Genomic DNA, 21502 nt, shown 5'->3' on the forward strand with positions numbered 1-21502 from the left:
CCTGCCTATAGTCGCCCCATATTAGTCGTATTCCGAGGGATGGGTCGAAATGGATTATTTGCCGATGTTTGCCAAGTTGGACGGGCGCCCGGTGCTGCTGGTGGGCGGGGGCGAAGTGGCCCTGCGCAAGGCGCGCCTGCTGCTGGCGGCCGGTGCCCGACTGACCATCGTCTCCCCGGAGCTTGAACCGGAATTTGTGGAATTTTCCGGTCGTTTTACCCATCTTGCCGAGCGTTTCACCCCGGCCCATCTGGCAGGCCAGATCCTGGTGGTGGCGGCGACCGACAACCTCGAAGTCAACGCCCTCGTCTATCAGAGCGCCAACCAGCTGGGTCTGTTCGTCAATGTGGTGGATGATCCCAAGCGTTCCAGCTTTATCTTCCCCTCGATCATCGATCGTTCGCCGCTGATGGTGGCGGTCTCCAGCGGCGGCAAGGCGCCGGTGCTGGTGCGCTTGCTGCGCGAGCGGTTGGAGAGCCTGCTGCCGCGCCATCTTGGCGGGTTGACCGAGCTCTCCGGCCGGGTCCGTGACAAGGCCAAGCGGGTGCTCTCCTCGATTTCCGATCGTCGCCGCTTCTGGGAGCGCGCCTTTGCCTCCAACACCCTAGCCAGCCTGATTGAAAAAGAGGATTGGCAAGGTGCTGAGCAGTGGCTGAGCGATGGACTCGATCAGGCGAAAAGCGAAGTGGGCGAGGTGGTGCTGGTCGGCGCGGGCCCCGGCGATCCGGGCCTCTTGACCCTCAAGGCGCTGCAACAGATTCAACAGGCTGAAGTGGTGCTCTACGACCAGCTGGTCTCCGCCGAGATCCTCGATCTGGTGCGCCGCGACGCCACTCTGGTGTCGGTCGGCAAGAAGGCGGGCGCCCACAGCGTGCCGCAGGAGGAGACCAATCGCCTGCTGGTGGACTACGCCAAGGCGGGCAACCGGGTGGTGCGGCTGAAAGGGGGTGATCCCTTTATGTTTGGCCGTGGCGGCGAGGAGCTGGAAGTGCTGGCCGACGAAGGCATCCCCTTCTCGGTGGTGCCCGGCATCACGGCTGCCGCCGGAGCCACCGCCTATGCCGGCATTCCGCTCACCCACCGTGACTATGCCCAGAGCGCCGTCTTTATTACCGGCCACTGCCAAAAAGAGGGTAAGGAGCCCGACTGGCAGCAGCTCGCCGCCACCAGCCAGACCTTGGTCATCTACATGGGGCTGATGCGCTCCGAGCATATCCAGCAGCAGCTGGTGGATCACGGCCGAAGCCAATCCACCCTCATCGCCATCATCGAGCGCGGCACCACATCCCGTCAGCGGGTGCTGACCGGCACGCTGGCCGACTTGGCTGAGCTGGCCAAACAGGCGGTGAGCCCGTCGCTTATCGTCATCGGCGAAGTGGTCGCCCTGCGCGATCGGCTGGCCTGGTTTGGAGAGCTGGGCGGCGAGCAGCAGCGCGCTAACCCGGATCTCGATGGCTGCGACCTCAAGCTGGTGCAGCTGGCCTGACCGAGAAAGAGATATTTGATGCGGCTGCCGGTGCGGCCGCGCACTGAACCACCCCGCGCCCTGACCATGCGCGTTAGTAATGACCAGAGGACCAACATGGATCGTGAAAGATTGACCCACTTGCAGCAGCTGGAAGCCGAGAGCATCCATATCATCCGCGAGGTGGCTGCCGAATTTGAAAACCCGGTGATGATGTACTCCATCGGCAAGGACTCCTCCGTCATGCTGCATCTGGCCCGCAAGGCCTTCTATCCGGGCAAGATCCCGTTCCCCTTGCTCCATGTCGACACCGACTGGAAGTTCAAGGAGATGATCAAGTTCCGCGACGAGACCGCCAAAAAGTACGGGCTGGATCTCATCGTCCACAAGAACCCGGAAGGGCTCGCCATGGGCATCAACCCCTTTGTGCACGGCAGCGGCAAGCACACCGACATCATGAAGACCGAGGGGCTCAAGCAGGCGCTCAACAAATATGGCTTCGATGCCGCCTTCGGTGGCGCCCGTCGCGACGAGGAGAAGTCCCGTGCCAAGGAGCGCGTCTACTCCTTCCGCGACAAGTCCCACCGCTGGGATCCGAAGAACCAGCGCCCCGAGCTGTGGCGGGTCTACAACAGCCAGATCAACAAGGGGGAGAGCATCCGGGTGTTCCCGCTCTCCAACTGGACCGAGCTGGACATCTGGCAATACATCTATCTGGAGAACATCGACATAGTGCCGCTCTACTTCGCCGCTTACCGTCCGGTGGTGGAGCGCAACGGTATCAAGATCATGGTGGATGACGATCGCATGCCGCTCACCGCCGAGGATGAGGCGAAGCAGGAGCTGGTGCGCTTCCGCACTCTCGGCTGCTACCCGCTGACCGGGGCCATCGAATCCGCTGCCACCACCTTGCCGGAAATTATTGAAGAGATGCTGCTCACCACCTCGAGCGAGCGGCAAGGGCGGCTGATTGACCACGATCAGGCCGGCTCCATGGAGCAGAAGAAGCGTCAGGGATATTTCTAAGGAGTCGTCAGCATGAACAGCCATATTCAGACCGCCATCACCGAACAGGGCATCGAAGCCTATCTGCACGCCCAGCAGCACAAGAGCCTGCTGCGTTTTCTTACCTGCGGCAGCGTGGATGACGGCAAGAGCACCCTTATCGGCCGCCTGCTGCACGACTCCCAGCAGATTTATGAAGATCAGCTCAAAGCGCTGGAGTCCGATAGCCAGAAGCTCGGCACCACCGGCGAGAAGCTGGACCTGGCGCTGCTGGTAGACGGCCTGCAGGCGGAGCGGGAGCAGGGCATCACCATCGACGTGGCCTACCGCTACTTCTCCACCGCCAAGCGCAAATTTATCATCTCGGATACCCCGGGCCATGAGCAGTACACCCGCAACATGGCCACCGGCGCTTCCACCTGCGATCTGGCCATCATCCTGATCGACGCCCGCAAAGGCGTGCTGGATCAGACCCGTCGCCACAGCTTTATCGCGAGCCTGCTCGGTATCAAGCAGTTCGTGGTGGCGGTCAACAAGATGGATCTGGTGGAGTTCAGTCAGGAAGTATTCGAGCGCATCAGTGCCGACTACCGCGAGTTCGCCAAGAAGCTCAGCGTCGACACCATCCATATCGTGCCGGTCTCGGCGCTGGACGGTGACAACGTGGTCAATGCAAGCGACAAGCTGGCCTGGTATCAGGGGGAAACCTTGCTTGCTCTGCTGGAGTCTGCGGAAGTGGAGCGTGAGCTGGAGCGTCACCCGGTGCGCCTGCCGGTGCAGTATGTAAATCGCCCCAACCTCGATTTTCGCGGCTTCGCGGGGACCTTGGCCTCTGGCATCCTGCGGGTGGGTGACAAGCTGGCGGTGCTGCCGTCGGGCAAGGAGAGCACGGTGACCCGCATCGTCACCTTCGACGGCGATCTGGAGTACTCCCTGCCGGGTCAGGCCATCACCGTTACCTTCGCCGACGAGATCGACATCAGCCGCGGCGACCTGCTGGTGGATGCCGCCAACCGTCCGCAAGTGACCCAGAACCTGCTGGCCCATATCGTCTGGATGGGGGAGGAGTCCCTGCAACCGGGCCGGGTCTACGACGTCAAGCTGGCCACCAAGAAGAGTCGTGGTCAGGTGGAGGCGATCCGCCATCGCATCGAGATCAACAAGCTGGATGAGCTGCCCGCAAGCGAGCTCAAGCTCAACGAGATCGGCCTGTGCGAGCTGAGCCTCACCGACCCGGTGGCATTCGACCCGTATCAGGAGATCCGCGATACCGGCAGCTTTATCCTGATCGACCGGCTGAGCAACGTCACCGTCGGCGCCGGCATGATCGTAGAGGGCTTGGCCGCGAAAGCGGTGAAGGGGCACTACAGCGAGTTTGAAATCGAGCTCAACGCCTTGGTGCGCAAGCACTTCCCGCACTGGCAAGCCCTTGCCATCGGTAACGACAGCGACAAGCAATAGCGCGCTGTTCTCCCCTCCCTGCGGGAGAGAGCAGGATGATGAGCGTCCCCCGTTATTCCCACCCCTCCTGCCACTGAGGAAAAGAGGGGGTAGGGAATCGGTGTTCCCTCTCCCTTGGGAGATAGCAGGATGATGAGTGTCCTCCGTGATTCCCACCCCTCCTGCCGCTGAGGACAAAGAGGGGGCAGGGTGTGTTCCCTCTCCCTTTGGGAGAGGGTCAGGGTGAGGGGCGGGATTGCGCCGAAAAGAAGGAGTCTGGATGAATAACGTTGTGTGGCATCAGCATGCGGTGAACAAGGCCAGCCGGGCCGAGGCCAAGGGGCAGCGACCGCTGGTGATCTGGTTTACCGGGTTGTCGGGGGCGGGCAAATCGACTCTAGCGGGGGCGCTGGAGCAGGCGTTGGCCGCCGAGGGCAAGCACACCTATCTGCTCGATGGCGACAATGTGCGCCACGGTCTGTGTGGCGATCTCGGTTTCGATGATGCCGCGCGGCAGGAGAATATCCGCCGGGTCGGCGAGGTGGCAAAACTGATGGTAGATGCGGGCCTTATCGTGCTCACCGCCTTTATCTCGCCGTTTCGTGCCGAGCGGGAGCTGGTGCGCAGTCTCCTGGGCGAGGGGGAGTTTGTCGAGGTCTTTGTCGATGTGCCGCTCGCCGTCTGCGAAGAGCGCGACCCCAAGGGGCTCTACAAAAAGGCGCGGGCAGGGGAAATTCGCAACTTTACCGGTATCGACTCCGCCTATGAGGCGCCCGAGCAGCCGGAAATTCATCTGCTTAACGCCGGCAAACCGGTCGCTGCGCTGGTGGATGAGCTGCTGACCGCCCTGCGGCAGGGGAACTACCTGTAGCTGGATCGGAAGAACCTATAACAAGCTCCCTGCGGCCCTTAAGCTGGCCACCACAGGCGTTGATGGACTGGTGGTCGCCACTATAAGCAAAAGTTGGGTCATAATCGGAAAACCCATAAATCCAGCTTATAGTGGCACCGGCAAGTCTTGACCCACCCCAAGGCGGTCGATAGCAACCCCGCAAAGGGAGCTTCCGATCCCTGCTTATATCGCGGCGGGTTATTCGCGATTGTCCGAATACGCTGCGCTATTCGAACCTACGGGCTGAAGATTGGATGGGTCACATCAACGTTTTTATGGTGTTGTTGTGGGTTTGTGAGAGTCAGCATCAGCAGTTAATTGGTTTGGGCTCCAAGGGGGTCTTATTGGTGAAGGGTCGCATTAACATGTTATTGCTCACATTTTGGCTGGGGAAAATACTGTAAATAAGTAAGAAGTTAAAAGATGTAGGGGTTTTATGATGGGGATTGGCCTGCAGAGCTGGATCTATCTTATTGCGGCTGGATTGCTTGAAATAGGATGGCCAGTGGGGTTGAAAATGGCACAGGTGCCGGGGAAAACAGTTCCTGGAATATTGATTGCAGTTATATTCATGATCGCAAGTGGTGGGTTGTTGTTTCTAGCGCAACGGCAGATCCCGATCGGGACTGCGTATGCTGTTTGGACAGGTCTCGGTGCCGTAGGAACCTTTCTTATTGGAATTATGGTATATGGCGATCCAACATCGCTGCTCCGCTATTTGGGGGTTACGCTCATTTTGGCTGGTGTTATAACTCTGAAACTTGCTCATTGATACTTGGCTTAGAACCTATCCCCAAAGGGGTTGTCAGATAACAAGGGCCTGTCTCAATATCTAGTATGTTAGGCTACGCTCTGCGCCAGCCTGCAAAAACCACGCTACCGCCCCTGAATTCCAGCCTCCAGTCTGCTGCATTTTACCTGTGTTTTGGCACTGGCTTGGTTCATGGCTGACTCCGACAAGGGGTTGCCAAGCGGCTATGTTATCGAACGGGGCTTGGCTGAAAAGCGCAAGCGAGCCATTTCCTGAGCAAGATCAACAAACTAATCGGTTACGGGTGGCGATATGTTCGTGCCAGAACCGCCGCCCATCAGCGCAGGGGGAAATCGGAAGGGGAAAGCGGGAGTGTCGCCAGCTTGTCGGCAGACATTAAAAAACCACATGGGCCCAAGGGCCCATGTGGTTTTTCTGCGGTGATTGCTTGTTTGTATCTGGCTTAGCGAACCGGCACCACGCGGGCGGCTGGCATCTCGTAGCGGCTCTGGGTTGCCGGAGCGCCTTTCTGGAACTGGCGTACCAGACGGTTGAGCTCGCTCAGCTGGGTCACCAGCTGGGTGATGCCGTGGACGGCGTGCTGGCTGCCGACGCTGGAGTCATCGGCCAAGGTCTTGATGCTGAGCACGTTGCGGTTGATCTCGTCGGTGACGTGGGACTGTTCCAGCACCGCCTGGGCAATCTGGCCGCTGCCGGAGGCAACCTGCTGCAGCATGTTGTTGATTTGCTGCAGGATGGTGCCGGTGACCGATGCCTTCTGCTGGCAGCTCTCGGCCAGTTGGCAACCCTTCTCCATCGCCTGCTCTGCTTCGCCGGAGCTGTTCTGAAGTTCGGTGATCATCTTCTGGATTTCGCTGGTAGAGGATTGGGTCTTGATGGCGAGCGAGCGGATCTCGTCGGCGACCACCGAGAAGCCGCGACCCGCTTCACCGGCACGGGCGGCTTCGATGGCGGCATTGAGGGCCAGCAGGTTGGTCTGGTTGGCGATGTTGTTGATCACATCGAGGATGCCGTCGATATCGCGGCAGTGACCGACCAGCGCGCTGATAACCGTTCTGGAGGTGGTCAGTTCGCTGTTCATGCCGGCAACGGCGGCGACGGTTTCGGTGACGCTGTCGTTGCCGCTCTTGAACAGATCGGCGGTCTCGTCCAGCAGGCTGGAGGAGTCGCTGGAGCTTTGCGATACCTCGCGAATGGACTCGGACATCTCGGTGATGGCGGTCGCTACCTGATTGGTCTCGGCCTGTTGCTGCTGCAGGTTTTCGGTGATGGACTCGGCGTTGCGCAGATCCCCCTCGGCGGCTTGCAGGATCCGGCTGCAGGTCTGCTGGGTGCGGGCCAGCACGGCGTTGAACTCGGCCTGATTCATCACCATCGAGAGCTCGATGGCGGCGATGTTGTCCACCTTGTTGGTGTAGAGCAGCTGCATCAGCGGGTTGTCGAAGCGGCTGCGGGCCATCTTGTTGAGCTTGCCGAGGCGACGGGAGAGGGCGTTGAGGGTGATGGCGGCCACGGCCAGCGGAATGGCGGCCAGTGTCAGTTGCCAGCCCACGGTATGGGTGTAGCCAAAGCTGAGGATGGCGACCAGGCTCAGCAGCAGGCAGAGGTTGATGGCCAGAGTGTGGGAGAAGGTTGGCAGTTTCAGCGCCAGCGGCAGCTTGTCATTGCGCAGGTCGGCATAGATCTTCTCGGCCCGCTGTTTGATCTCTTCACTCGGTGCAGAGCGTACCGACTGGTACTCGACGACCCGGCCATTGCCATCCTTGATGGGGGTGACAAAGGCGCTGACCCAGTAGTGGTCGCCATTTTTGCAGCGGTTCTTCACCGGCCCCATCCAGACTTTGCCCTCTTTGATATGGTTCCACAGATCGGCAAAGGCCTGTTTCGGCATGTCCGGGTGGCGCACCAGATTGTGGTGTTGTCCCACCAGTTCATCCAGTTGGAAGCCTGCAATCTCGCAGAACTCGTCGTTGGCGTAGGTGATACGACTCTCCAGATCCGTGGTGGAGATGAGGCTCTGGTGATCCGGATAGAGACGTTCGCGCTGGGTAACCGGTTGATTGACTCTCATGGCGTTGCTCCCGAACTGTGGTGGCTAAAGTTTGATCTACATCAAGAGTGTGTGCAAAGGATGGGCCATATGTCGCCTTTAATGATTTTTATGTCATTAAAGGGTTGGCGAGCGTGGTGGTGGGGATTTTGTTTTGCAAGTTGCAAAAAAATGGGGGCGGTGAGGGGAGAGCGCTCTGCATTTTGCACATCATTTTGACGGTGAGAGCAATGCAGATCGCCCTATTCGCAATAAGGGAGGGCTTGCCTCCCCGAGGTATTCAGGAACGGGTTCAGGGATGGCTTGCGGGAGTGGGCTCGGTGGCGGAGGGGGTCGGCTCGCTCGGTTGTTGCTGCACCTCTATCTGCATCCCCTGCACCAGCACGGTTTTCAGATCCTGCAGGTACTCATCCAGCGGGGCATCGGTGAGCAGCTGGGCCAGCTCGTTGCCCACCGGGGTGAGCCGGTAGTAGAGCAGGGTGATGTTGTTCTGCTTGCGTTGCAGCCGCCAGCGCTGGTTGCCAAACTCCAGCTCCACCCCATCGGCGGGCAGCGGGCCCGACTCCAGCTCGCCCTTGTGCAGCAGACCCAGCTCGAACAGCTGCAGCAGGGCGCTATAGGGCAGGCGATATTTGCCGAGCCCCAGCCGGGTTGCCTTGGCGCGGCTCAGCAGGCTGGCTCCCTTGTGCAGCCCCAGCAGCAGGCGCTGCTCGTCGCTGCCCGCATAGTGGCAGGTGAGGGAGCAGATGCGCTGGAACAGCTGGGCTTCGCGCTGGGTCATCTCCTTCAAGGTGGAGAGCGCCCGAATGGAGAAGCGACCTGGGGTGGCGATCTCCAGCGCGAAGATCCGCCCCCACAGCTGCTGCATCGGCACCATGCTGATATCTTCGGCCAGTTGCAGGAAGCGGGTCAGCCAGTCGCTGTCCATCTCGCCGCCAGCGGCGGTCTCTTCGCAGTGACGGGAGGCCATCACCATGATGGCTTCCAGATTGCGCTGGCGGGCGGCCTGATCCGCCAGATGGCGAAAGGTGGCGCGCTGTTCGAAGGTGCTGTCGGTGTTGCGGGTGAGCATGCCATCGATGCCGCGACTGCGGGCCAGACGCAGAGTCTGCTCCTGACTGCTCAGGATCGAACTCTCTTTCTTGGGGGGGGGCAGATCGGCCATGCTGACTCCATTCGCACAGGTGCAGGAGGTGAATGTTACTCCAAGCCAAGTTTGAAGATAACAAAGCGGCCTCCGTGGAGGCCGCTTTTTTTGCAAAGGGAGGATTACTCCTCGTAAACGCTCACCTCCACCGCATCCATGGCGTAGGAGGCGGTGGCCATTTCGTGGCTGGAGCTGACGGTGCGCATCTTGCCTTTGACCCAGATGGCGTCCCACAGGTCATCCACCGGCGCCCCCTTGGGGTAGCTCACATAGACCACCTGATTGGTGGGCGGGGGCGGCACGTGGATGCAGGCGCCAAAGTAGGGCACCAGCAGGAAGGCGGTGATCTTCTTGGCATCCCCCTCCAGCGGTACCACGAAGCCCGGCAGCCGCACATTTTGCTCATCCAGCTTCTTGTTCACGCCACCCACAGGTTGCGGCACCGAGGCAAAGTTGCCGTCATGGTTGATCGGCGGGGGCGGCTGGATCTTCTCCCCCTGCGGGATGAGCACATCCCAGTCGATGGTCTTGTAATCGTCTGCGGCCATGGCGGGCAGCGCCAGCAGGCTGGCGAGCAGCGCCACTATTTTCCACTTCATCATCTGTCCTTCTGTTTCTATTTTTGGGCGTCTCGCTAGACGCGAATACTCATGCCATCGCTCAGGCTGTAGCGGTAGGCGCGAGCGGCGGGGAGCAGGCCGATCACCATGCCCGCCAGCCACACCAGCCCCAGCAACTGCCACTCGTAGGCGCTTGGCAGCCCCAGACTCAGTTGCAGGCCATAGTGGCTGAGCAGCCAGGGGGTAGCAAGCCCCTGCCCGAGGTAGAGCACCGCCACCCCGAACGCGATGCCAACCGTGGTCAGCGCCATCGCCTCCAGCGCCAGCAGCAGGAACAGATGGGCGGGACCCGCGCCGAGGGAGCGCAATATGGCGAGCTCGCGGCGCCGCTCGTTAAGCCCGGCGAGCAAGGTGGTCAGCATGCCGATCAGGCCCGCCACCACCACAAAACCGGCGATGACCGACAGAGCGGTTTCTGCCACGCTCATCAGGCTCCACAGCTCCTGCAGGGCGGCGCCCGGCAGGATCGCCATCAGCGGCTCTCTGGAATAGGTGTTGATGGTGCGTTGCAGCTGGAACGCCAGAATCCGGTTGCTCAACCCCACCATAAAGGCGGTGATGGTTTTCGGGGTGAGATCCTGCGCCAGCGCCTGCTCCGGCGTCACGTTCTTGCTGTGGCGACCGGTATCCCACCCGAGATGGATCGCCTCGATCCCCGCCAGCGGCACATGGATGGTGCGATCGATGGGCGTGCCGGTCGGCGCCAGAATGCCCACCACCTTGAACGGCAGGTTGTCGTGCTGGCTGAACGAGGTGTTGCCGGCGCCGTGGGCGATGACGATGGACTGGCCAAGGTGATAGCCGAGCTTCTCGGCCACCTGGGCGCCGAGTACCGCTTCGAACGGCGTATCGAATGGTCGCCCCTCGCGCAGTTGCAGCGACTGCTGCTGGCCGTACTTCAGGTGGGTGAAGTAGTCGCCGTTGGTGCCGAGCACCCGAAATCCCTTGTGGGAGTCACCGAGGGAGAGCGGGATGGTCCAGGCGATGCCGGGGCGCTGCTTGATGGCCTGATAGGAGTCCCAGCCCACGTTGTTGGTGGGGTTGCCGATGCGAAACACCGAGTAGAGCAGCAGATTCACCTGACCGGAGCGGGCGCCGACGATGAGATCGGTGCCCGAGACGGTATTGGCAAAGCTGTCGCGTGCCTGATTGCGCACCCGCTCCACCCCGAGCAGCAGGGTGACGCTGATGGCGATGGCCAGCAGGGTAAGCCCGGCGGTAAGGCGGCGGGCCCAGAGACTTTGCAGGGCGAGAGTCAGCATGATGCCCTCCGGTTGAGCTGTTGCAGGTTTTCCACCCGCGGGAATAGCGGTTCGAGGTAAGGATCGTGGCTGACGAAGATGAGGGTCGAACCCTGCTTGTCGCACTCCTCGAACAACAGCTTGATAAAGGCGGCCCGGTTATCGGTGTCGAGGGCCGAGGTGGGCTCGTCGGCGATCACCAGTGGTGGCGAGCCGATCAGTGCCCGTGCAGCAGCAACCCGCTGCTGCTGACCGATGCTGAGGGCGTGCACGGGGCGATGCAGTGCTTCGTCCGGCAGTTGCAGCTCTGCCAGCAGGCGGCGCGCCTCCTGTTGTGGCGAGGCTTGCAGCCGACTGCGCTTCTCGGGGGAGAAGGTGAGCGCAGCGGTGACGTTATCCAGCACCGAGAGAAACGGCAGCAGGTTGAACTGCTGGAAGATGTAACCGAGATTGGCCGCCCGGAAGTGGTCACGGGCGCGACCAGAGAGCTGGGCCAGTGGCTGGCCCAGCACCTCCAGGGTGCCGTGGTTGGCGGTCTGGATCCCGGCCAGCAGGCCGAGCAGCGTCGATTTGCCGGAGCCCGACGGCCCCTTGATAAAGACCCGCTCGCCCTTTGCAATGGTCAGGGTGGGCAGGTCGAGTACAACCTCGTGACCCGGCCAGGCAAAGGCCAGATCGCGGATCTCAACCACGGCGTTTTTCATGGCGTTACCAGCTCAGCTTGTTGGCGGACGGGGTCAGTTCGGCTGCGGTCTGGCTGGTGGGCAGGATCCCCTGCACGCTCAGCTTCTCAAGGCTCGGATAGACGCTGAACAGGGTCGCTTCAAGACCGGTGAGTTTGGCCGGGGTAGCGCAGGTGTAGGTATACATGGCGCCCATATCGGCGTGACCCGCTTCGTCATGATCATGGTGGTGCTCATGCTCGCCGCTGGCAGCCTTGTCATGGTCATGGTCATGGTCATGGTCGTGATCTTCTTTGGCGGCCTGCAGCTCCTGTTGGGTCAGCTTGCAGCCGGCGGCCGGGTCGAAGCGGAACAGGGTGTCAGGCTGCTGGAGGCGGGCAATGGCCTTGGCATATTGTGCCTTCTCTTCGTCGCTCTTGGCTGCGTGCTCGAAGCCCACCAGATCGGCGGCAGGGGCTTGCAGCTCGATCATCAGCTGGTCGCCATCGACCACCAGATTGAGGTGGCCGTGGCCATGTTCGTGGGCGCCGTGGCTGTGACTTTCGTGTTCATCGTGATTGGCGTGCGCGGCAAAGGTGGCTACCGCCAGCAACAGGGTAACTGCTTTCATCTTGAATCCTTTTAATAACAAAAAGATAACTTAAACAAAGGGATAGATAAAAGCGGAGAGCGGTGGCGCACGGATTGCGTAGCTGTGGGGAGGGGTGGCATCTGCCGAGTGTTGCATGAGTGCAACAACAGGCGTGTCGGCCGTTTTATCAGCGTAACAATATGGGGCAGGGGTGATCGCCTGTTTGCCATCCAGATGGAGGGCACAGACCAGACAGTGGTGGTTGTCGTGACCGGGTAGGGCGGAGTCAAGCTGATGCCGGGCGAGCAGGGGTTGTAGCAACAACCAGCCCAGCAACAGGATCCAGATTTTCAGCTTGATACGACCCATAGACCCTTATGGAAAGGGCGCCATCAGCGCCCTTTCACTCTGATTAGAGATGGGACTTGATGAGCCCCATCACGGTTGCGATGTTGTTGGCATCGAGCTGGCCATCTTTGGCAAACAGCACCTTGCCCTCTTTATCCAGCAGGATGATGGCTGAACTCTCCGGCGCCAGATCCCAGGCGTTGCGCGCCATGCCCTTGGCATCCAGCACCAGTGCGGACCAGGGGAACTCTTTCTTGGTATCTTCGGCGCTGCTCTTCACAAAGCCGGAGGTACCCCAGATAGCGTCATTGCTGTTGATGATGGTGACGGTCTGGTACTTGTCATGGGGCAGATGAGCCGCCTTGATCGCCTCGATCATCGGTGCATTCAGCTCTTTGGCACTGGTGCGACCGGCGATGTGCTGGATCAGGAAGACCTTGCCGGTGAGCGCCTTGCTCTGCCACGGCTGGTAGCTGATCTCCTTGCCGCTGAGTACCAGCTCACCCTTGTCGCTGATATTGACCAGCGGAACCGGGTTCGCTTCCTTGATGTTGCTGGCGAAGGCGAGGCAGGGCAGCAGCGCCAAAGTAAGTACGAGATGTTTCATCCTGATGACACTCCATTTGTTATGTTATAACGAGTTTCAGATTGAGGGAATGGGCGAGCTTCATCCTAAACTGATCGGATCTGTTTAAAAAGTGTTAAATAGAATCGCAATTCGGAAGTGCCACCACCCCGTCGGTTTGACGAGGTGGGCTAGGATGGCATGACATCGATAAAAATCAATGAATTGGCTGCTGGTCTGAGCTCTCGGGTTCAGTAGAGCGGCTGGCTGACGAGGGGGATCCTGGCCAGCGCCATCTGCTGCACCATCAGCGGAGATCCGGTCAGCAATACCTGACGCTGGTTGTTGATCATCAGGGTATCGCCCTTGAGGCCGCTGTCGGCGGTGATGGCGAGCCAGGCGGGCGAGACACTGCCGATGCTGATATCGGGATAAATGATGCTGAGCACATATTGCGGCGCCAGCTCTGCCAGCAGGCTGGCCATCAGCAGCGCCTTCTCGTCGCTGTCGGCCTTGTTCTCCTGCAGCGCCTGCAGCGGAGGGGCGAAGTGATCCATCTGCTCGGGCTGGGTCGGGATGGCGTTCAGCCACTCCTGCAGCAGGCTGACGCTGGTGGCGAGATCCTTGGCGGCAAACTGGCGGGCCAGCGGCTTGAGGGAGTCCTTGAAGTGGTAGAAGAGCCGCGAGTAGTCGGGCCGCACGCAGGGTAGCTTGCGATTGGAGGGATGCACGCAGGGCACCACCATCATCTGGTAGAAGGCATCATCCTGATACTGCTGGTACGCCTGCCAGAAAAGTTGCGACTCCATGCTGTCATCGTGCAGGGTGAAGGCCTGCTCCAGCGAGCGAAACTTGGTAGCGGTCTCGGGGCTGTACTGATTGATGAGATTGATGCTGTTGTAGAGCCTGGGTCCGATGTAGGCGTACAGGGTCTCCAGCGGCTTGGTGAGGGAGGCATCGAGCAGTTGCATCTCGTGCTGGCTCGCTGCCAGGGTCTGGTCATCTGTGGTCAGCTGAAAGTGCTGGTGCTGGCCGCCCGGCGATTGCCACTGCCAGCTCATCTGGATCTCGCTGGCATGAGCGGTGGTAGAGAGGGTCAAAGCGAGCAACAGCGCGGCGATTGGCTTCATGGCGGTGTTTCCTGCCGGGGATGATAATTAACAACTAGGTGAGACGGGGCCAGTTTGGCGATGTTTCGTTTTGTGAACCGGATAACAGACTGATGTGGCTTTAAATTTAATTGTGGAAAAAAGTCACGAGGAGGGGTTATGAAGCTGTGGCTCTTGGGATGGCTGGTGGCGGTGAGCCTGCCTGCAGTGGCGGGGCCTGTCATCGTCAGCAAGGGAGATGACGGGATCGATGCCTTTGCTCTGCGCGACAAGCTGGCGCGCGAACATGAGTGGCAGGAGTGGTTGCGCTTCCAGCAGGCCATCAAGTGGCTGGAGGTGCTGCCGGTCAATTGCGAGCTGGTGAGTCAGAAGGAGGGAGGGTATCGCTGCGGGAGCGATTACTACCGTCCCTACCAGCAGCAAGATGGTCGTGAAATATATATTCAGGGGGATCCTGCTGGCGAAACGCCCCCAAATTTGTCGCAACAGCCCACTAAAAAGGCGCCATAAGGCGCCTTTTTCATCTGCGGGTTGCGCTTACTTGGCAGCGTAACGCTCGGCAGAGGTTTTGATCTCGGCTTCGGCAGCGGCCTTGTCGCCCCAACCTTCAACCTTGACCCATTTGCCTGCTTCCAGCTCTTTGTAGCGCTCGAAGAAGTGCTGGATCTGTGCTTTCAGCAGTTCCGGCAGATCGTTCACATCCTGAATGTGGTCGTACTGCTTGGTCAGCTTGGAGTGCGGTACGGCAACGATCTTGGCATCTTCGCCAGATTCGTCGGTCATCTTCAGCACGCCAACCGGGCGGCAGCGGATGACGGAGCCCGCCAGCAGCGGGTAGGGGGTCGGAACCAGTACGTCGACGGGGTCACCATCCAGCGAGAGGGTCGCGTTCACATAGCCGTAGTTGCACGGATAGAACATCGGGGTGGACATGAAGCGATCCACGAAAATTGCGCCGCTATCCTTGTCGACTTCGTATTTGATCGGGTCGGCATTCTGCGGGATTTCGATGATGACGTAGATATCGTCGGGCAGGCTCTTGCCGGCCGGTACCAGGTTCAGGCTCATGATATTTCCTTGGTTTTAATATCGGGTTTGCAGGCCGACATTATAGCGATGTGATGTTAAATGACCATATTTCAGCAGATATCGCCGCCAAAGAGAGGGGATGTTTATCGCAGGGGGAGAGTAGGTGTGCGCAAAATGCAACAAATTGGCTGTTTTGATGCCATACCGGTGGGTTGCGTCACCGGTATGGCATGAGATTCAGAGCGAGTAGGGAAGCCGCGATTCGTTGACCAGTCGGGCGAGGGCAGCCACGACATGGGGGTCAAACTGGGTGCCGGAGCGCGACTGGATGTACTCCATGGTTTGCTCCAGCGTCCAGGGCTCCTTGTAGGGGCGTTTGCTGAGCAGGGCATCGAACACATCGACCACCGCCACAATCCGCGCCGAGAGCGGTATCTGCTGGCCAGCCAGCCGTTCGGGGTAACCCTTGCCGTCAAAATGCTCGTGGTGGCCACGGGCTATCTCGGCTCCGAGCGACAGGTAGCTGGTACCTTCCACCATTTCGCCCGCCTTGTGCAGTATGTTGGCGCCAATGCCGGCATGCTGCTCCATGATGGCCCGCTCGTCGGGATCGAAACGTCCCGGCTTGTGCAGGATATGGTCCGGTGTGCCCACCTTGCCCACATCGTGCAAGATGGAGGCCATGCCGATCATCTCGATAAACTCGGGGGTGAGCTGCTCGGGGTAGGCGGCCATCTGCTGCAGCTCTTCCACCAGAGCATCGGATAGCTTCTGGACCCGCAAGACGTGTTCGCCGGTGTCCGAGTCGCGGAACTCTGCCAGTGCAGCCAGCGCCACAACAGTCGCCTCCTGGGCACGCAGCAGCTGGTTGTAGAGATAGAGGTTGTCGTAGGCGGCGGAGATACGTTGGCAGAACACATCCAGCAGGTCGCACTCGAGGGGGTCGAGGGGCTGGGTGGGGGTAAAGCTCAGTACGAATTCCCGGCCATTCTGGGCGGCGATATAGAGCGAGTCCTGCGGGTGTTCAAAGCGGTTGCAACGGGCTGCCAGCGCCTTGGTCACCGACTCGTTGAGGGTCGGGAAGTCGGTAAGACTCCCCTGACTCAGCAGGGTTTCATAGTCACCGGTAGCCGCCAGGATCTCCAGTTTCTGCTCGCCCGGGCGGCGTTCGGCACAGATGGCACCCTCGGTACCGACGTCCAGAATCGCGCTGATCTGTTTGAGCACACCGGAGGCAAACTCCTTGAGCGAATGGAGATGGTAAAGGTCTCCGGCCCCTTCCAGGATCTTGCCAAGACCTTGCCGGCTCTTGTCGATGGCACTCAGCGTTTCATACGAGCGCAGGGAGGCTATGACGGTGGTGTAGAGCTTCTGTACCGTCAGCTCGGTCTTGGTCTTGTAGTCGTTGATATCGTAATCGAGGATCACCCGCTGCTCCGGTGCTTGGCCGGGTTGGCCGGTCCGCAACACGATGCGCACCAGCGAGTTGCGCATTTCGTTGCGGATCCTGTGCACCAGCCGCAGGCCGGCGTCTTCGGTTTCCATCACCACATCGAGCAGGATCAGGGCTATTTTGGGATTGGCCTCCAGCATAGTGGCGGCTTCAGCACCGCTGTAAGCATTGAGCAGTTCGAGCGGGCGGGATTTGTACTGAATATTGGAGAGGGCAAGCCGGGTGGCATGATGAATGTCGGGCTCATCATCCACGATCAGCACCTGCCAGGGGTTGAGTGCCTTGGGGATTACGACTTCTTCGTCATCGAGTTCGATGATGTCGTCATCCAGCCAAATGTCGTCCTTGTCTTGGGCACTGCTCATATCGGTTACGCCTCCGGCGTTCAATGAGTATGTAAACAGTATGCACGATCATGCTCGGTAGACGCATCAGCTTAAATGCAGATCGTGAACTTGCTCCGTGACTTTCATCTATTCGAATGGTTCCAGATATGTCTGGATTGAGCGCTTCAACCAGGCCAGCGCCTTGCCGTGATAGGCGTTCTGCGCCAGATAGACCCCGTAATCCCGCCACTGCAGGCTGAACTTGTGTTTCAGTGTCAGTAGCGACCCCTGCCTCAGCTGACTCTGTATGAGAGGCGAGGGGAGCACCGCCCAGCCAAGTCCGTCCAGCACCGCATTGCGCATCAACTCGAAGCTGGAGAGACCGATATGCTTGCCACCCACTGGCAGCAGGCTTTTTACAGAAAACTCATCCACATAGGAGAGTGTGACCTGAGTGTGATCGGTGAGATCCTGCTGCACCACTCGCTTCAGGGCCGCCAGCTGGTGGTTGGGGGCAACCACCATCAAGGTACGGATCGGGTTGAGCAGATCGATGTGGAGGCCGCTGCGCTCCTGATCTTCGGTAATGAGGCCGAAAGCGGCATCGACAAATCCCTCCTCGACCAGCGCGGGCAGCTCGGGCGGGGAGGCGAGCACCAGCGAGATGCTGGTACCGGGAAACTGGCTGTGCAGTCCAGCCAGCATCTCGCGCCATACCTGTTCGGGGATAGCGTCATCGCGGGCGATCCGCAGTGCCACTTCGGCCCCCGAAGCGTAGTGCTCGCATTTCTGTTGCAGGCTGTTGGCGGCCTGCAGCAGGCGGGTGCAGTCATCCAGCACCAGCTCGCCGATTTCGGTCAGCCGACTCTGGTTGGCACCGCGTTCAAAAAGTTCGACGCCAAGCTCGACTTCAAGAGCCGCTATGGCGGTACTGACTGCGCTGCGGCTTTTGCCAAGGCGGCGGGCAGTGCTGGCGATGGAGCCACTATTGGCAGACTCGACAAAGAGTTCTATCTGATAAAGCTTCATGGTTTACGGCATATGACACAGTGATCCCATCTTCACCTTACCCTGCCCCCGACTGACAAGGCAAACGAGTAGCGTCGATATTATCGACGCTCAGCGACTCCCGCCGGAGAGAAGACCCGAGCTACCATCTCTCCCGTCGCAGCAACAAAAGGAAAATTTATGTTATTCAGTCGCATGGTTTTAGCTCGAATATTTTTGACGGGCGCCATAGTGACCGAGGTGGCAGGCACCTCGAGTATGGCGATGATCCCCGAGAACGATGCCGGATGGCTCAACTATTTGCCGATGTGGGTGCTGATTTCGCTCTCGTATCTGCTACTGGCCAAAGCCGCCAAAACAATCTCCATTGGTATTGCCTTTGCGTTGTGGGAGGGGCTGGGGATTGCGCTGATCACCGTCGTCTCCGTGATGTTCCTCGACTACAACCTGAGTGCTCAGGAGTTGATTGGTCTGGGGCTGGCGATAGTGGGTATTGTTATGGTGACCATGGGGGAGTGCCACGATGAGCCGACAAGTGCTCACGGTGACACCCGCAATGGCGAGGAGGTTGTATGCACCCGTTAATCATCGTTTTTGGCGCAGCGCTGCTGGATATCGGCGCCAACATGGCGATCAACCGCTCGGTCGGCTTTCGCTACAAGAGGTGGGGTTTCCTCGGCATCCTGCTGGTGCTGATGGCCTTTACCCTGCTCTCCGAGGCGGTTAGCGGTGGCAAGATCGACCTGGCCGTGGCCTACGCGACCTGGGGTGCCATCGGTATTCTCGGTACTGCGCTGGGTGGCTTGCTCATCTTCCGCGAGCGCCTCAAGCCCATCGGCTGGGCCGGCATGATGGTGATGGCACTGGCTGTCGCCATGCTGACCACCGCCTGATAAAACGCCAGCAATAAATAAAAAAGCCGCCCGGTTCGCCGGGCGGCTTTTTGTTTGGCCGATGCGGACTCAGCGCGGCGCTTCGTAGAGCTCCAGCGGCAGGCCGTCGGGGTCAGCGAAAAAGGTGAAGCGCTTGCCGGTCAGCTCATCCACCCGCACCGGTTCCACTGCGACTTGGTGGGCATGCAGATGGGTGATGACGCGGTCAAGGTCGCCGACCCGAAAGGCCAAATGACGCAGGCCGCATGCCTCTGGCGTAGAGGGGCGCTTGGGCGTAATGGGGAAGCTGAACAGCTCCAGCTGACTGCCATCCGGCAGGGCCAGATCCAGTTTCCACGACTGGCGCGCCTCGCGCAGGGTCTCCGAAATGATGGGGAGCCCCAGCACCTCGTGATAGAAGTGGCGCGAGCGAGCGTAATCGCTGGCGATGATGGCAACGTGGTGGATGGCCTCAAACAGCGGCTGGTTCATGGTGACTCCTTGTAAGCGGGTTGGCGAGACGGGCAGCCCGGGCTACCCGTCTCCCTCGGTCAGTTGAAGAATCCGCCGAACCAGTCGTCCAGCGCGCTGCGTGGCGTACCCGGGCTGCTGCAGCTGGTCGGTGAGCCCATGGTCGATACCTTGGCCGGCACCTGCAGGCTGCCCGGGCAGTCGCTGGTGACCCGGGTGCCACTGGTACGAGAGAAGTTGGCCCAGGTAACCCCTTCCGGGATCTGCAGGCTCAGGCTGTTGACGCCGCGCTGGCTCATGTAGCCGGTGAACAGCTGCAGGGCGCCGCTGGCGCCGGTCAGGCCTGCCGGGGTGTTGTCATCGCGGCCGACCCAGATACTGACCAGCTCGTTGTTGTCGAGCCCGGTAAACCAGGAGTCGCGCAGCTCGTTGGTGGTGCCGGTCTTGGCCGCCATGGTGGCGCCCGGGAACTTGGCTCCCAGCGAGCGCGCCGTCCCCTGGCTCACTGTCTTGGTCATGGCGAACAGGGTGAGCCAGCTCGCCTGACTGTCGGTCACCCGTTTGGCGGTCTGATCATGCTGATAGAGCAGGCTGCCATCCCCTTTGACCACGGCGCGGATCGCTGACAGCGGCTGGGTCAGCCCCTGATTGGCGATGGGCAGGTACATCTGGTTCACCTCCATCGGCGAGAGCGCAACGGCCCCCAGCACCAGCGACGGATAGGGCTGGATCTCCTGCTGCACCCCCAGTTTGTGCAGGGTGTCGACCACCTTCTCCAGCCCCACCTGCAGACCAAGATTGACGGTCGGCACGTTGAGGGAGCTGGCCAGCGCATCCATCAGCGGCACGCTCTGGCGGAACTTGCGATCGTAGTTTTGCGGCGTCCAGACCTGACCATCCTGACCGCGAATGCGGATCGGCTGATCTTTGAGCGGGGTCGCCAGGGTCAGGCCGTTGGAGAGGCCGGTCAGGTAGACCGCAGGTTTCACCAGCGAACCGATCTGGCGGCGGGCATCAAGCGCCCGGTTGAAACCGGCGTAGCGAGGATCGCGACCACCGACCAGTGCCACCACTTCGCCCTTGTGCCAGTCAGAGACCACCATGGCGGCTTCCAGCTTCTTCTTGCCGCGCAGTTTTTCGATGTCGGCGAGGCCAGAAGCGACCGCCTGTTCAGCGGCATGCTGGGCGATGGGGTCGAGGCTGGTGAAGATCTTGAGGCCGGACTGCTTGAGCAGATCCGGGCCGAAGCGGCTCTGGATCTCGCGCTTGAGCAGCCCCATGAAGGCCGGGGTTCGGCCGTAGCTCATCTGGCCGCGGGCGATGATGCCGAGCGGCTGCTTGCTGGCCAGATCATATTCGGCCTGGGTCAGGCTGCCGTGATCCATCAGCAGTTTCAGTACCAGATCGCGGCGCACCTTGGCCCGATCGGGGAAGCGCCAGGGATCGTAATAGGAGGGGCCTTTTACCAGACCGACCAGCAGGGCGACCTGATCAATATCCAGCTCGTTGACCGGAATGCCGAAGTAGAAGTAGGAGGCGAGGCCGAAGCCATAGACCCCTTGCGAGAAGTTCTGCCCCAGATAGACCTCGTTGAGGTAGGACTCCAGGATCTCGTCCTTGCTGTAGCGATAGTCGATCAGCACCGCCATGTAGGCTTCCTGCAGTTTTCGCCACAGGCTGCGCTCACGGGTCAGGAAGAAGTTCTTGGCCAGCTGCTGGGTGAGGGTACTCCCGCCCTGCACGGTGCGGCCGGCGATCAGGTTGGCAAACATGGCGCGCATGATGGCGATGGGGGAGACGCCGCCATGCTGATAGAAGTCGCGATCCTCGGTGGTGAGCAGGGTCACCAGCAGGCTGTCCGGCACCTCGGCGAGGCGCACCAGCAGGCGATCTTCCCGATCTTCGGTGTTGAGGCGGTCGAGCAGCACCGGGTCCATCTGGGCGTAACCGAGCTGGCGCTGGTTCTCCAGCGACTGGATCCCCTCGAGGCGCGGGCCGTTGAAGGTGAGGCGCAGGCCGCGGGCACCATCGGTGCCATCGTAGAAGGCAAATGGTCGGCGAATAAGCTCGATGCGGTTGCCGATGATGGTGTATTCACCCGGGGTATGGGGCTGGCGCACCTGCTTGTAGCTCAGCATGTTGAGCTCGCGCAGCATCTGGTCGCGCGACAGGCGCTGACCCGGATAGAGCTCCAGCGGACGGCTGTAGACCATCACCGGCAGCTGCCACTTCTCGCCGTCAAATCGCTCGCGCACCTGGGTATCGAGGTAGATGCCAAACACCACCATGAAGGCCGCTACCACCAGCGAGAGCTTGAAGCCAAGCCAGAACAGCTTGCGCCAGATGGTACGCTTGGGTGGCGCTTTCTTGGGGGCGCGCTTGCGTCGTTGGGTTGCCATAAATCCTCTTTGCTTTCCTTTCTACTTGTTATGTCG

At 60.3% G+C, this 21502-nt stretch carries 22 protein-coding genes; 8 read left to right on the forward strand and 14 right to left on the reverse strand.

Annotated features, from left to right (window positions below; genetic code table 11):
* The first annotated feature begins 49 nt into the window (after positions 1-49).
* From cysG to BS300_RS10915, 5 genes are all read left to right on the forward strand, one after another.
* Positions 50-1486, forward strand: coding sequence for a siroheme synthase CysG (gene cysG / locus BS300_RS10895; RefSeq protein ID WP_071912694.1), 1437 nt, complete (start codon positions 50-52; stop codon positions 1484-1486).
* A 66-nt stretch (positions 1487-1552) separates the two neighbouring features.
* Positions 1553-2491: a sulfate adenylyltransferase subunit CysD gene (cysD, locus tag BS300_RS10900; RefSeq protein WP_071912931.1), complete on the forward strand. Its 939-nt coding sequence runs from the start codon at positions 1553-1555 to the stop codon at positions 2489-2491.
* A 12-nt stretch (positions 2492-2503) separates the two neighbouring features.
* Complete coding sequence (cysN, locus tag BS300_RS10905; protein ID WP_071912696.1) at positions 2504-3931, forward strand: sulfate adenylyltransferase subunit CysN; 1428 nt, start codon at positions 2504-2506, stop codon at positions 3929-3931.
* 259 nt (positions 3932-4190) lie between these two features.
* Positions 4191-4781: an adenylyl-sulfate kinase gene (cysC, locus tag BS300_RS10910; RefSeq protein ID WP_071912698.1), complete on the forward strand. Its 591-nt coding sequence runs from the start codon at positions 4191-4193 to the stop codon at positions 4779-4781.
* Positions 4782-5238: 457 nt separating this feature from the next.
* Entirely contained in the window at positions 5239-5574 is a 336-nt protein-coding gene (locus BS300_RS10915) for a multidrug efflux SMR transporter (protein ID WP_082044051.1), read from the forward strand.
* A gap of 442 nt (positions 5575-6016) precedes the next feature.
* Here BS300_RS10915 and BS300_RS10920 read toward each other — a convergent pair whose 3' ends face one another.
* The 9 genes from BS300_RS10920 to BS300_RS10960 all read right to left on the reverse strand — a co-directional run bounded on the left by BS300_RS10920 (position 6017) and on the right by BS300_RS10960 (position 13929).
* Positions 6017-7645 carry a PAS domain-containing methyl-accepting chemotaxis protein gene (locus tag BS300_RS10920; protein ID WP_071912700.1) on the reverse strand — a complete coding sequence of 543 codons (1629 nt, stop codon included), beginning with the start codon at positions 7643-7645 and terminating at the stop codon, positions 6017-6019.
* A 271-nt stretch (positions 7646-7916) separates the two neighbouring features.
* The gene (locus tag BS300_RS10925; protein WP_071912702.1) at positions 7917-8789 is read right to left on the reverse strand and encodes a TIGR03899 family protein; all 873 of its coding nucleotides are present in this window, start codon (positions 8787-8789) and stop codon (positions 7917-7919) included.
* Positions 8790-8893: 104 nt separating this feature from the next.
* A complete protein-coding gene (locus BS300_RS10930; RefSeq protein ID WP_071912704.1) occupies positions 8894-9373 on the reverse strand; it encodes a DUF3299 domain-containing protein in 480 nt (159 codons plus the stop codon).
* A gap of 32 nt (positions 9374-9405) precedes the next feature.
* Positions 9406-10653: an ABC transporter permease gene (locus BS300_RS10935; RefSeq protein WP_071912706.1), complete on the reverse strand. Its 1248-nt coding sequence runs from the start codon at positions 10651-10653 to the stop codon at positions 9406-9408.
* The gene (locus BS300_RS10940) at positions 10647-11336 is read right to left on the reverse strand and encodes an ABC transporter ATP-binding protein (RefSeq protein WP_071912708.1); all 690 of its coding nucleotides are present in this window, start codon (positions 11334-11336) and stop codon (positions 10647-10649) included. The genes BS300_RS10935 and BS300_RS10940 overlap by 7 nt, the downstream gene beginning before the upstream one ends.
* 4 nt (positions 11337-11340) lie before the next feature.
* Positions 11341-11925, reverse strand: a complete 585-nt coding sequence (locus tag BS300_RS10945; RefSeq protein ID WP_071912710.1) for a DUF2796 domain-containing protein — start codon at positions 11923-11925, stop codon at positions 11341-11343.
* Positions 11926-11955: 30 nt separating this feature from the next.
* The gene (locus BS300_RS10950; RefSeq protein ID WP_043849910.1) at positions 11956-12255 is read right to left on the reverse strand and encodes a DUF2607 family protein; all 300 of its coding nucleotides are present in this window, start codon (positions 12253-12255) and stop codon (positions 11956-11958) included.
* A gap of 43 nt (positions 12256-12298) precedes the next feature.
* Positions 12299-12841: a YtfJ family protein gene (locus tag BS300_RS10955; protein WP_041210236.1), complete on the reverse strand. Its 543-nt coding sequence runs from the start codon at positions 12839-12841 to the stop codon at positions 12299-12301.
* A gap of 209 nt (positions 12842-13050) precedes the next feature.
* Positions 13051-13929 (reverse strand): hypothetical protein, encoded by an 879-nt coding sequence (locus BS300_RS10960; protein ID WP_041210235.1) that lies wholly within the window; start codon positions 13927-13929, stop codon positions 13051-13053.
* Positions 13930-14067: 138 nt separating this feature from the next.
* Between BS300_RS10960 and BS300_RS10965 the strand changes: the two genes are divergently transcribed.
* Positions 14068-14418 carry a hypothetical protein gene (locus tag BS300_RS10965; protein WP_071912713.1) on the forward strand — a complete coding sequence of 117 codons (351 nt, stop codon included), beginning with the start codon at positions 14068-14070 and terminating at the stop codon, positions 14416-14418.
* Positions 14419-14445: 27 nt separating this feature from the next.
* On the opposite strand, the gene ppa is transcribed toward BS300_RS10965, so the two are convergent.
* The 3 genes from ppa to BS300_RS10980 form a co-directional block, all read right to left on the reverse strand.
* Positions 14446-14976 (reverse strand): inorganic diphosphatase, encoded by a 531-nt coding sequence (ppa, locus tag BS300_RS10970; RefSeq protein ID WP_005335667.1) that lies wholly within the window; start codon positions 14974-14976, stop codon positions 14446-14448.
* A gap of 198 nt (positions 14977-15174) precedes the next feature.
* Positions 15175-16755 carry a DUF3369 domain-containing protein gene (locus BS300_RS10975; RefSeq protein WP_071912715.1) on the reverse strand — a complete coding sequence of 527 codons (1581 nt, stop codon included), beginning with the start codon at positions 16753-16755 and terminating at the stop codon, positions 15175-15177.
* Positions 16756-16863: 108 nt separating this feature from the next.
* The gene (locus BS300_RS10980; RefSeq protein WP_071912717.1) at positions 16864-17745 is read right to left on the reverse strand and encodes a LysR family transcriptional regulator; all 882 of its coding nucleotides are present in this window, start codon (positions 17743-17745) and stop codon (positions 16864-16866) included.
* A gap of 159 nt (positions 17746-17904) precedes the next feature.
* Between BS300_RS10980 and BS300_RS10985 the strand changes: the two genes are divergently transcribed.
* Complete coding sequence (locus BS300_RS10985; RefSeq protein WP_083593472.1) at positions 17905-18309, forward strand: SMR family transporter; 405 nt, start codon at positions 17905-17907, stop codon at positions 18307-18309.
* Positions 18297-18617 carry an SMR family transporter gene (locus BS300_RS10990; RefSeq protein ID WP_033113059.1) on the forward strand — a complete coding sequence of 107 codons (321 nt, stop codon included), beginning with the start codon at positions 18297-18299 and terminating at the stop codon, positions 18615-18617. Before BS300_RS10985 ends, BS300_RS10990 begins: the two co-directional genes overlap by 13 nt.
* A 69-nt stretch (positions 18618-18686) precedes the next feature.
* Here the strand turns inward: BS300_RS10990 and BS300_RS10995 are convergent, their stop codons facing one another.
* Together BS300_RS10995 and mrcB are read right to left on the reverse strand one after the other, a co-directional pair.
* Entirely contained in the window at positions 18687-19088 is a 402-nt protein-coding gene (locus BS300_RS10995; protein ID WP_071912720.1) for a VOC family protein, read from the reverse strand.
* Positions 19089-19147: 59 nt separating this feature from the next.
* Positions 19148-21466, reverse strand: coding sequence for a penicillin-binding protein 1B (mrcB, locus tag BS300_RS11000; protein WP_041210229.1), 2319 nt, complete (start codon positions 21464-21466; stop codon positions 19148-19150).
* Positions 21467-21502: the final 36 nt, after the last annotated feature.

The sequence above is a fragment of the Aeromonas sp. SCS5 genome, from assembly GCF_001887375.1.
GTDB lineage: Bacteria > Pseudomonadota > Gammaproteobacteria > Enterobacterales > Aeromonadaceae > Aeromonas > Aeromonas jandaei.

What these genes read in the sequence shown, in the direction of transcription:
- cysG (WP_071912694.1), top strand. Translation starts at nt 50, where the DNA reads ATGGATTATTTGCCGATGTTTGCCAAGTTGGACGGGCGCCCGGTGCTG.
- cysD (WP_071912931.1), top strand. Translation starts at nt 1,553, where the DNA reads ATGCGCGTTAGTAATGACCAGAGGACCAACATGGATCGTGAAAGATTG.
- cysN (WP_071912696.1), top strand. Translation starts at nt 2,504, where the DNA reads ATGAACAGCCATATTCAGACCGCCATCACCGAACAGGGCATCGAAGCC.
- cysC (WP_071912698.1), top strand. Translation starts at nt 4,191, where the DNA reads ATGAATAACGTTGTGTGGCATCAGCATGCGGTGAACAAGGCCAGCCGG.
- BS300_RS10915 (WP_082044051.1), top strand. Translation starts at nt 5,239, where the DNA reads ATGATGGGGATTGGCCTGCAGAGCTGGATCTATCTTATTGCGGCTGGA.
- BS300_RS10920 (WP_071912700.1), bottom strand. Translation starts at nt 7,645, where the DNA reads ATGAGAGTCAATCAACCGGTTACCCAGCGCGAACGTCTCTATCCGGAT.
- BS300_RS10925 (WP_071912702.1), bottom strand. Translation starts at nt 8,789, where the DNA reads ATGGCCGATCTGCCCCCCCCCAAGAAAGAGAGTTCGATCCTGAGCAGT.
- BS300_RS10930 (WP_071912704.1), bottom strand. Translation starts at nt 9,373, where the DNA reads ATGATGAAGTGGAAAATAGTGGCGCTGCTCGCCAGCCTGCTGGCGCTG.
- BS300_RS10935 (WP_071912706.1), bottom strand. Translation starts at nt 10,653, where the DNA reads ATGCTGACTCTCGCCCTGCAAAGTCTCTGGGCCCGCCGCCTTACCGCC.
- BS300_RS10940 (WP_071912708.1), bottom strand. Translation starts at nt 11,336, where the DNA reads ATGAAAAACGCCGTGGTTGAGATCCGCGATCTGGCCTTTGCCTGGCCG.
- BS300_RS10945 (WP_071912710.1), bottom strand. Translation starts at nt 11,925, where the DNA reads ATGAAAGCAGTTACCCTGTTGCTGGCGGTAGCCACCTTTGCCGCGCAC.
- BS300_RS10950 (WP_043849910.1), bottom strand. Translation starts at nt 12,255, where the DNA reads ATGGGTCGTATCAAGCTGAAAATCTGGATCCTGTTGCTGGGCTGGTTG.
- BS300_RS10955 (WP_041210236.1), bottom strand. Translation starts at nt 12,841, where the DNA reads ATGAAACATCTCGTACTTACTTTGGCGCTGCTGCCCTGCCTCGCCTTC.
- BS300_RS10960 (WP_041210235.1), bottom strand. Translation starts at nt 13,929, where the DNA reads ATGAAGCCAATCGCCGCGCTGTTGCTCGCTTTGACCCTCTCTACCACC.
- BS300_RS10965 (WP_071912713.1), top strand. Translation starts at nt 14,068, where the DNA reads ATGAAGCTGTGGCTCTTGGGATGGCTGGTGGCGGTGAGCCTGCCTGCA.
- ppa (WP_005335667.1), bottom strand. Translation starts at nt 14,976, where the DNA reads ATGAGCCTGAACCTGGTACCGGCCGGCAAGAGCCTGCCCGACGATATC.
- BS300_RS10975 (WP_071912715.1), bottom strand. Translation starts at nt 16,755, where the DNA reads ATGAGCAGTGCCCAAGACAAGGACGACATTTGGCTGGATGACGACATC.
- BS300_RS10980 (WP_071912717.1), bottom strand. Translation starts at nt 17,745, where the DNA reads ATGAAGCTTTATCAGATAGAACTCTTTGTCGAGTCTGCCAATAGTGGC.
- BS300_RS10985 (WP_083593472.1), top strand. Translation starts at nt 17,905, where the DNA reads ATGTTATTCAGTCGCATGGTTTTAGCTCGAATATTTTTGACGGGCGCC.
- BS300_RS10990 (WP_033113059.1), top strand. Translation starts at nt 18,297, where the DNA reads ATGCACCCGTTAATCATCGTTTTTGGCGCAGCGCTGCTGGATATCGGC.
- BS300_RS10995 (WP_071912720.1), bottom strand. Translation starts at nt 19,088, where the DNA reads ATGAACCAGCCGCTGTTTGAGGCCATCCACCACGTTGCCATCATCGCC.
- mrcB (WP_041210229.1), bottom strand. Translation starts at nt 21,466, where the DNA reads ATGGCAACCCAACGACGCAAGCGCGCCCCCAAGAAAGCGCCACCCAAG.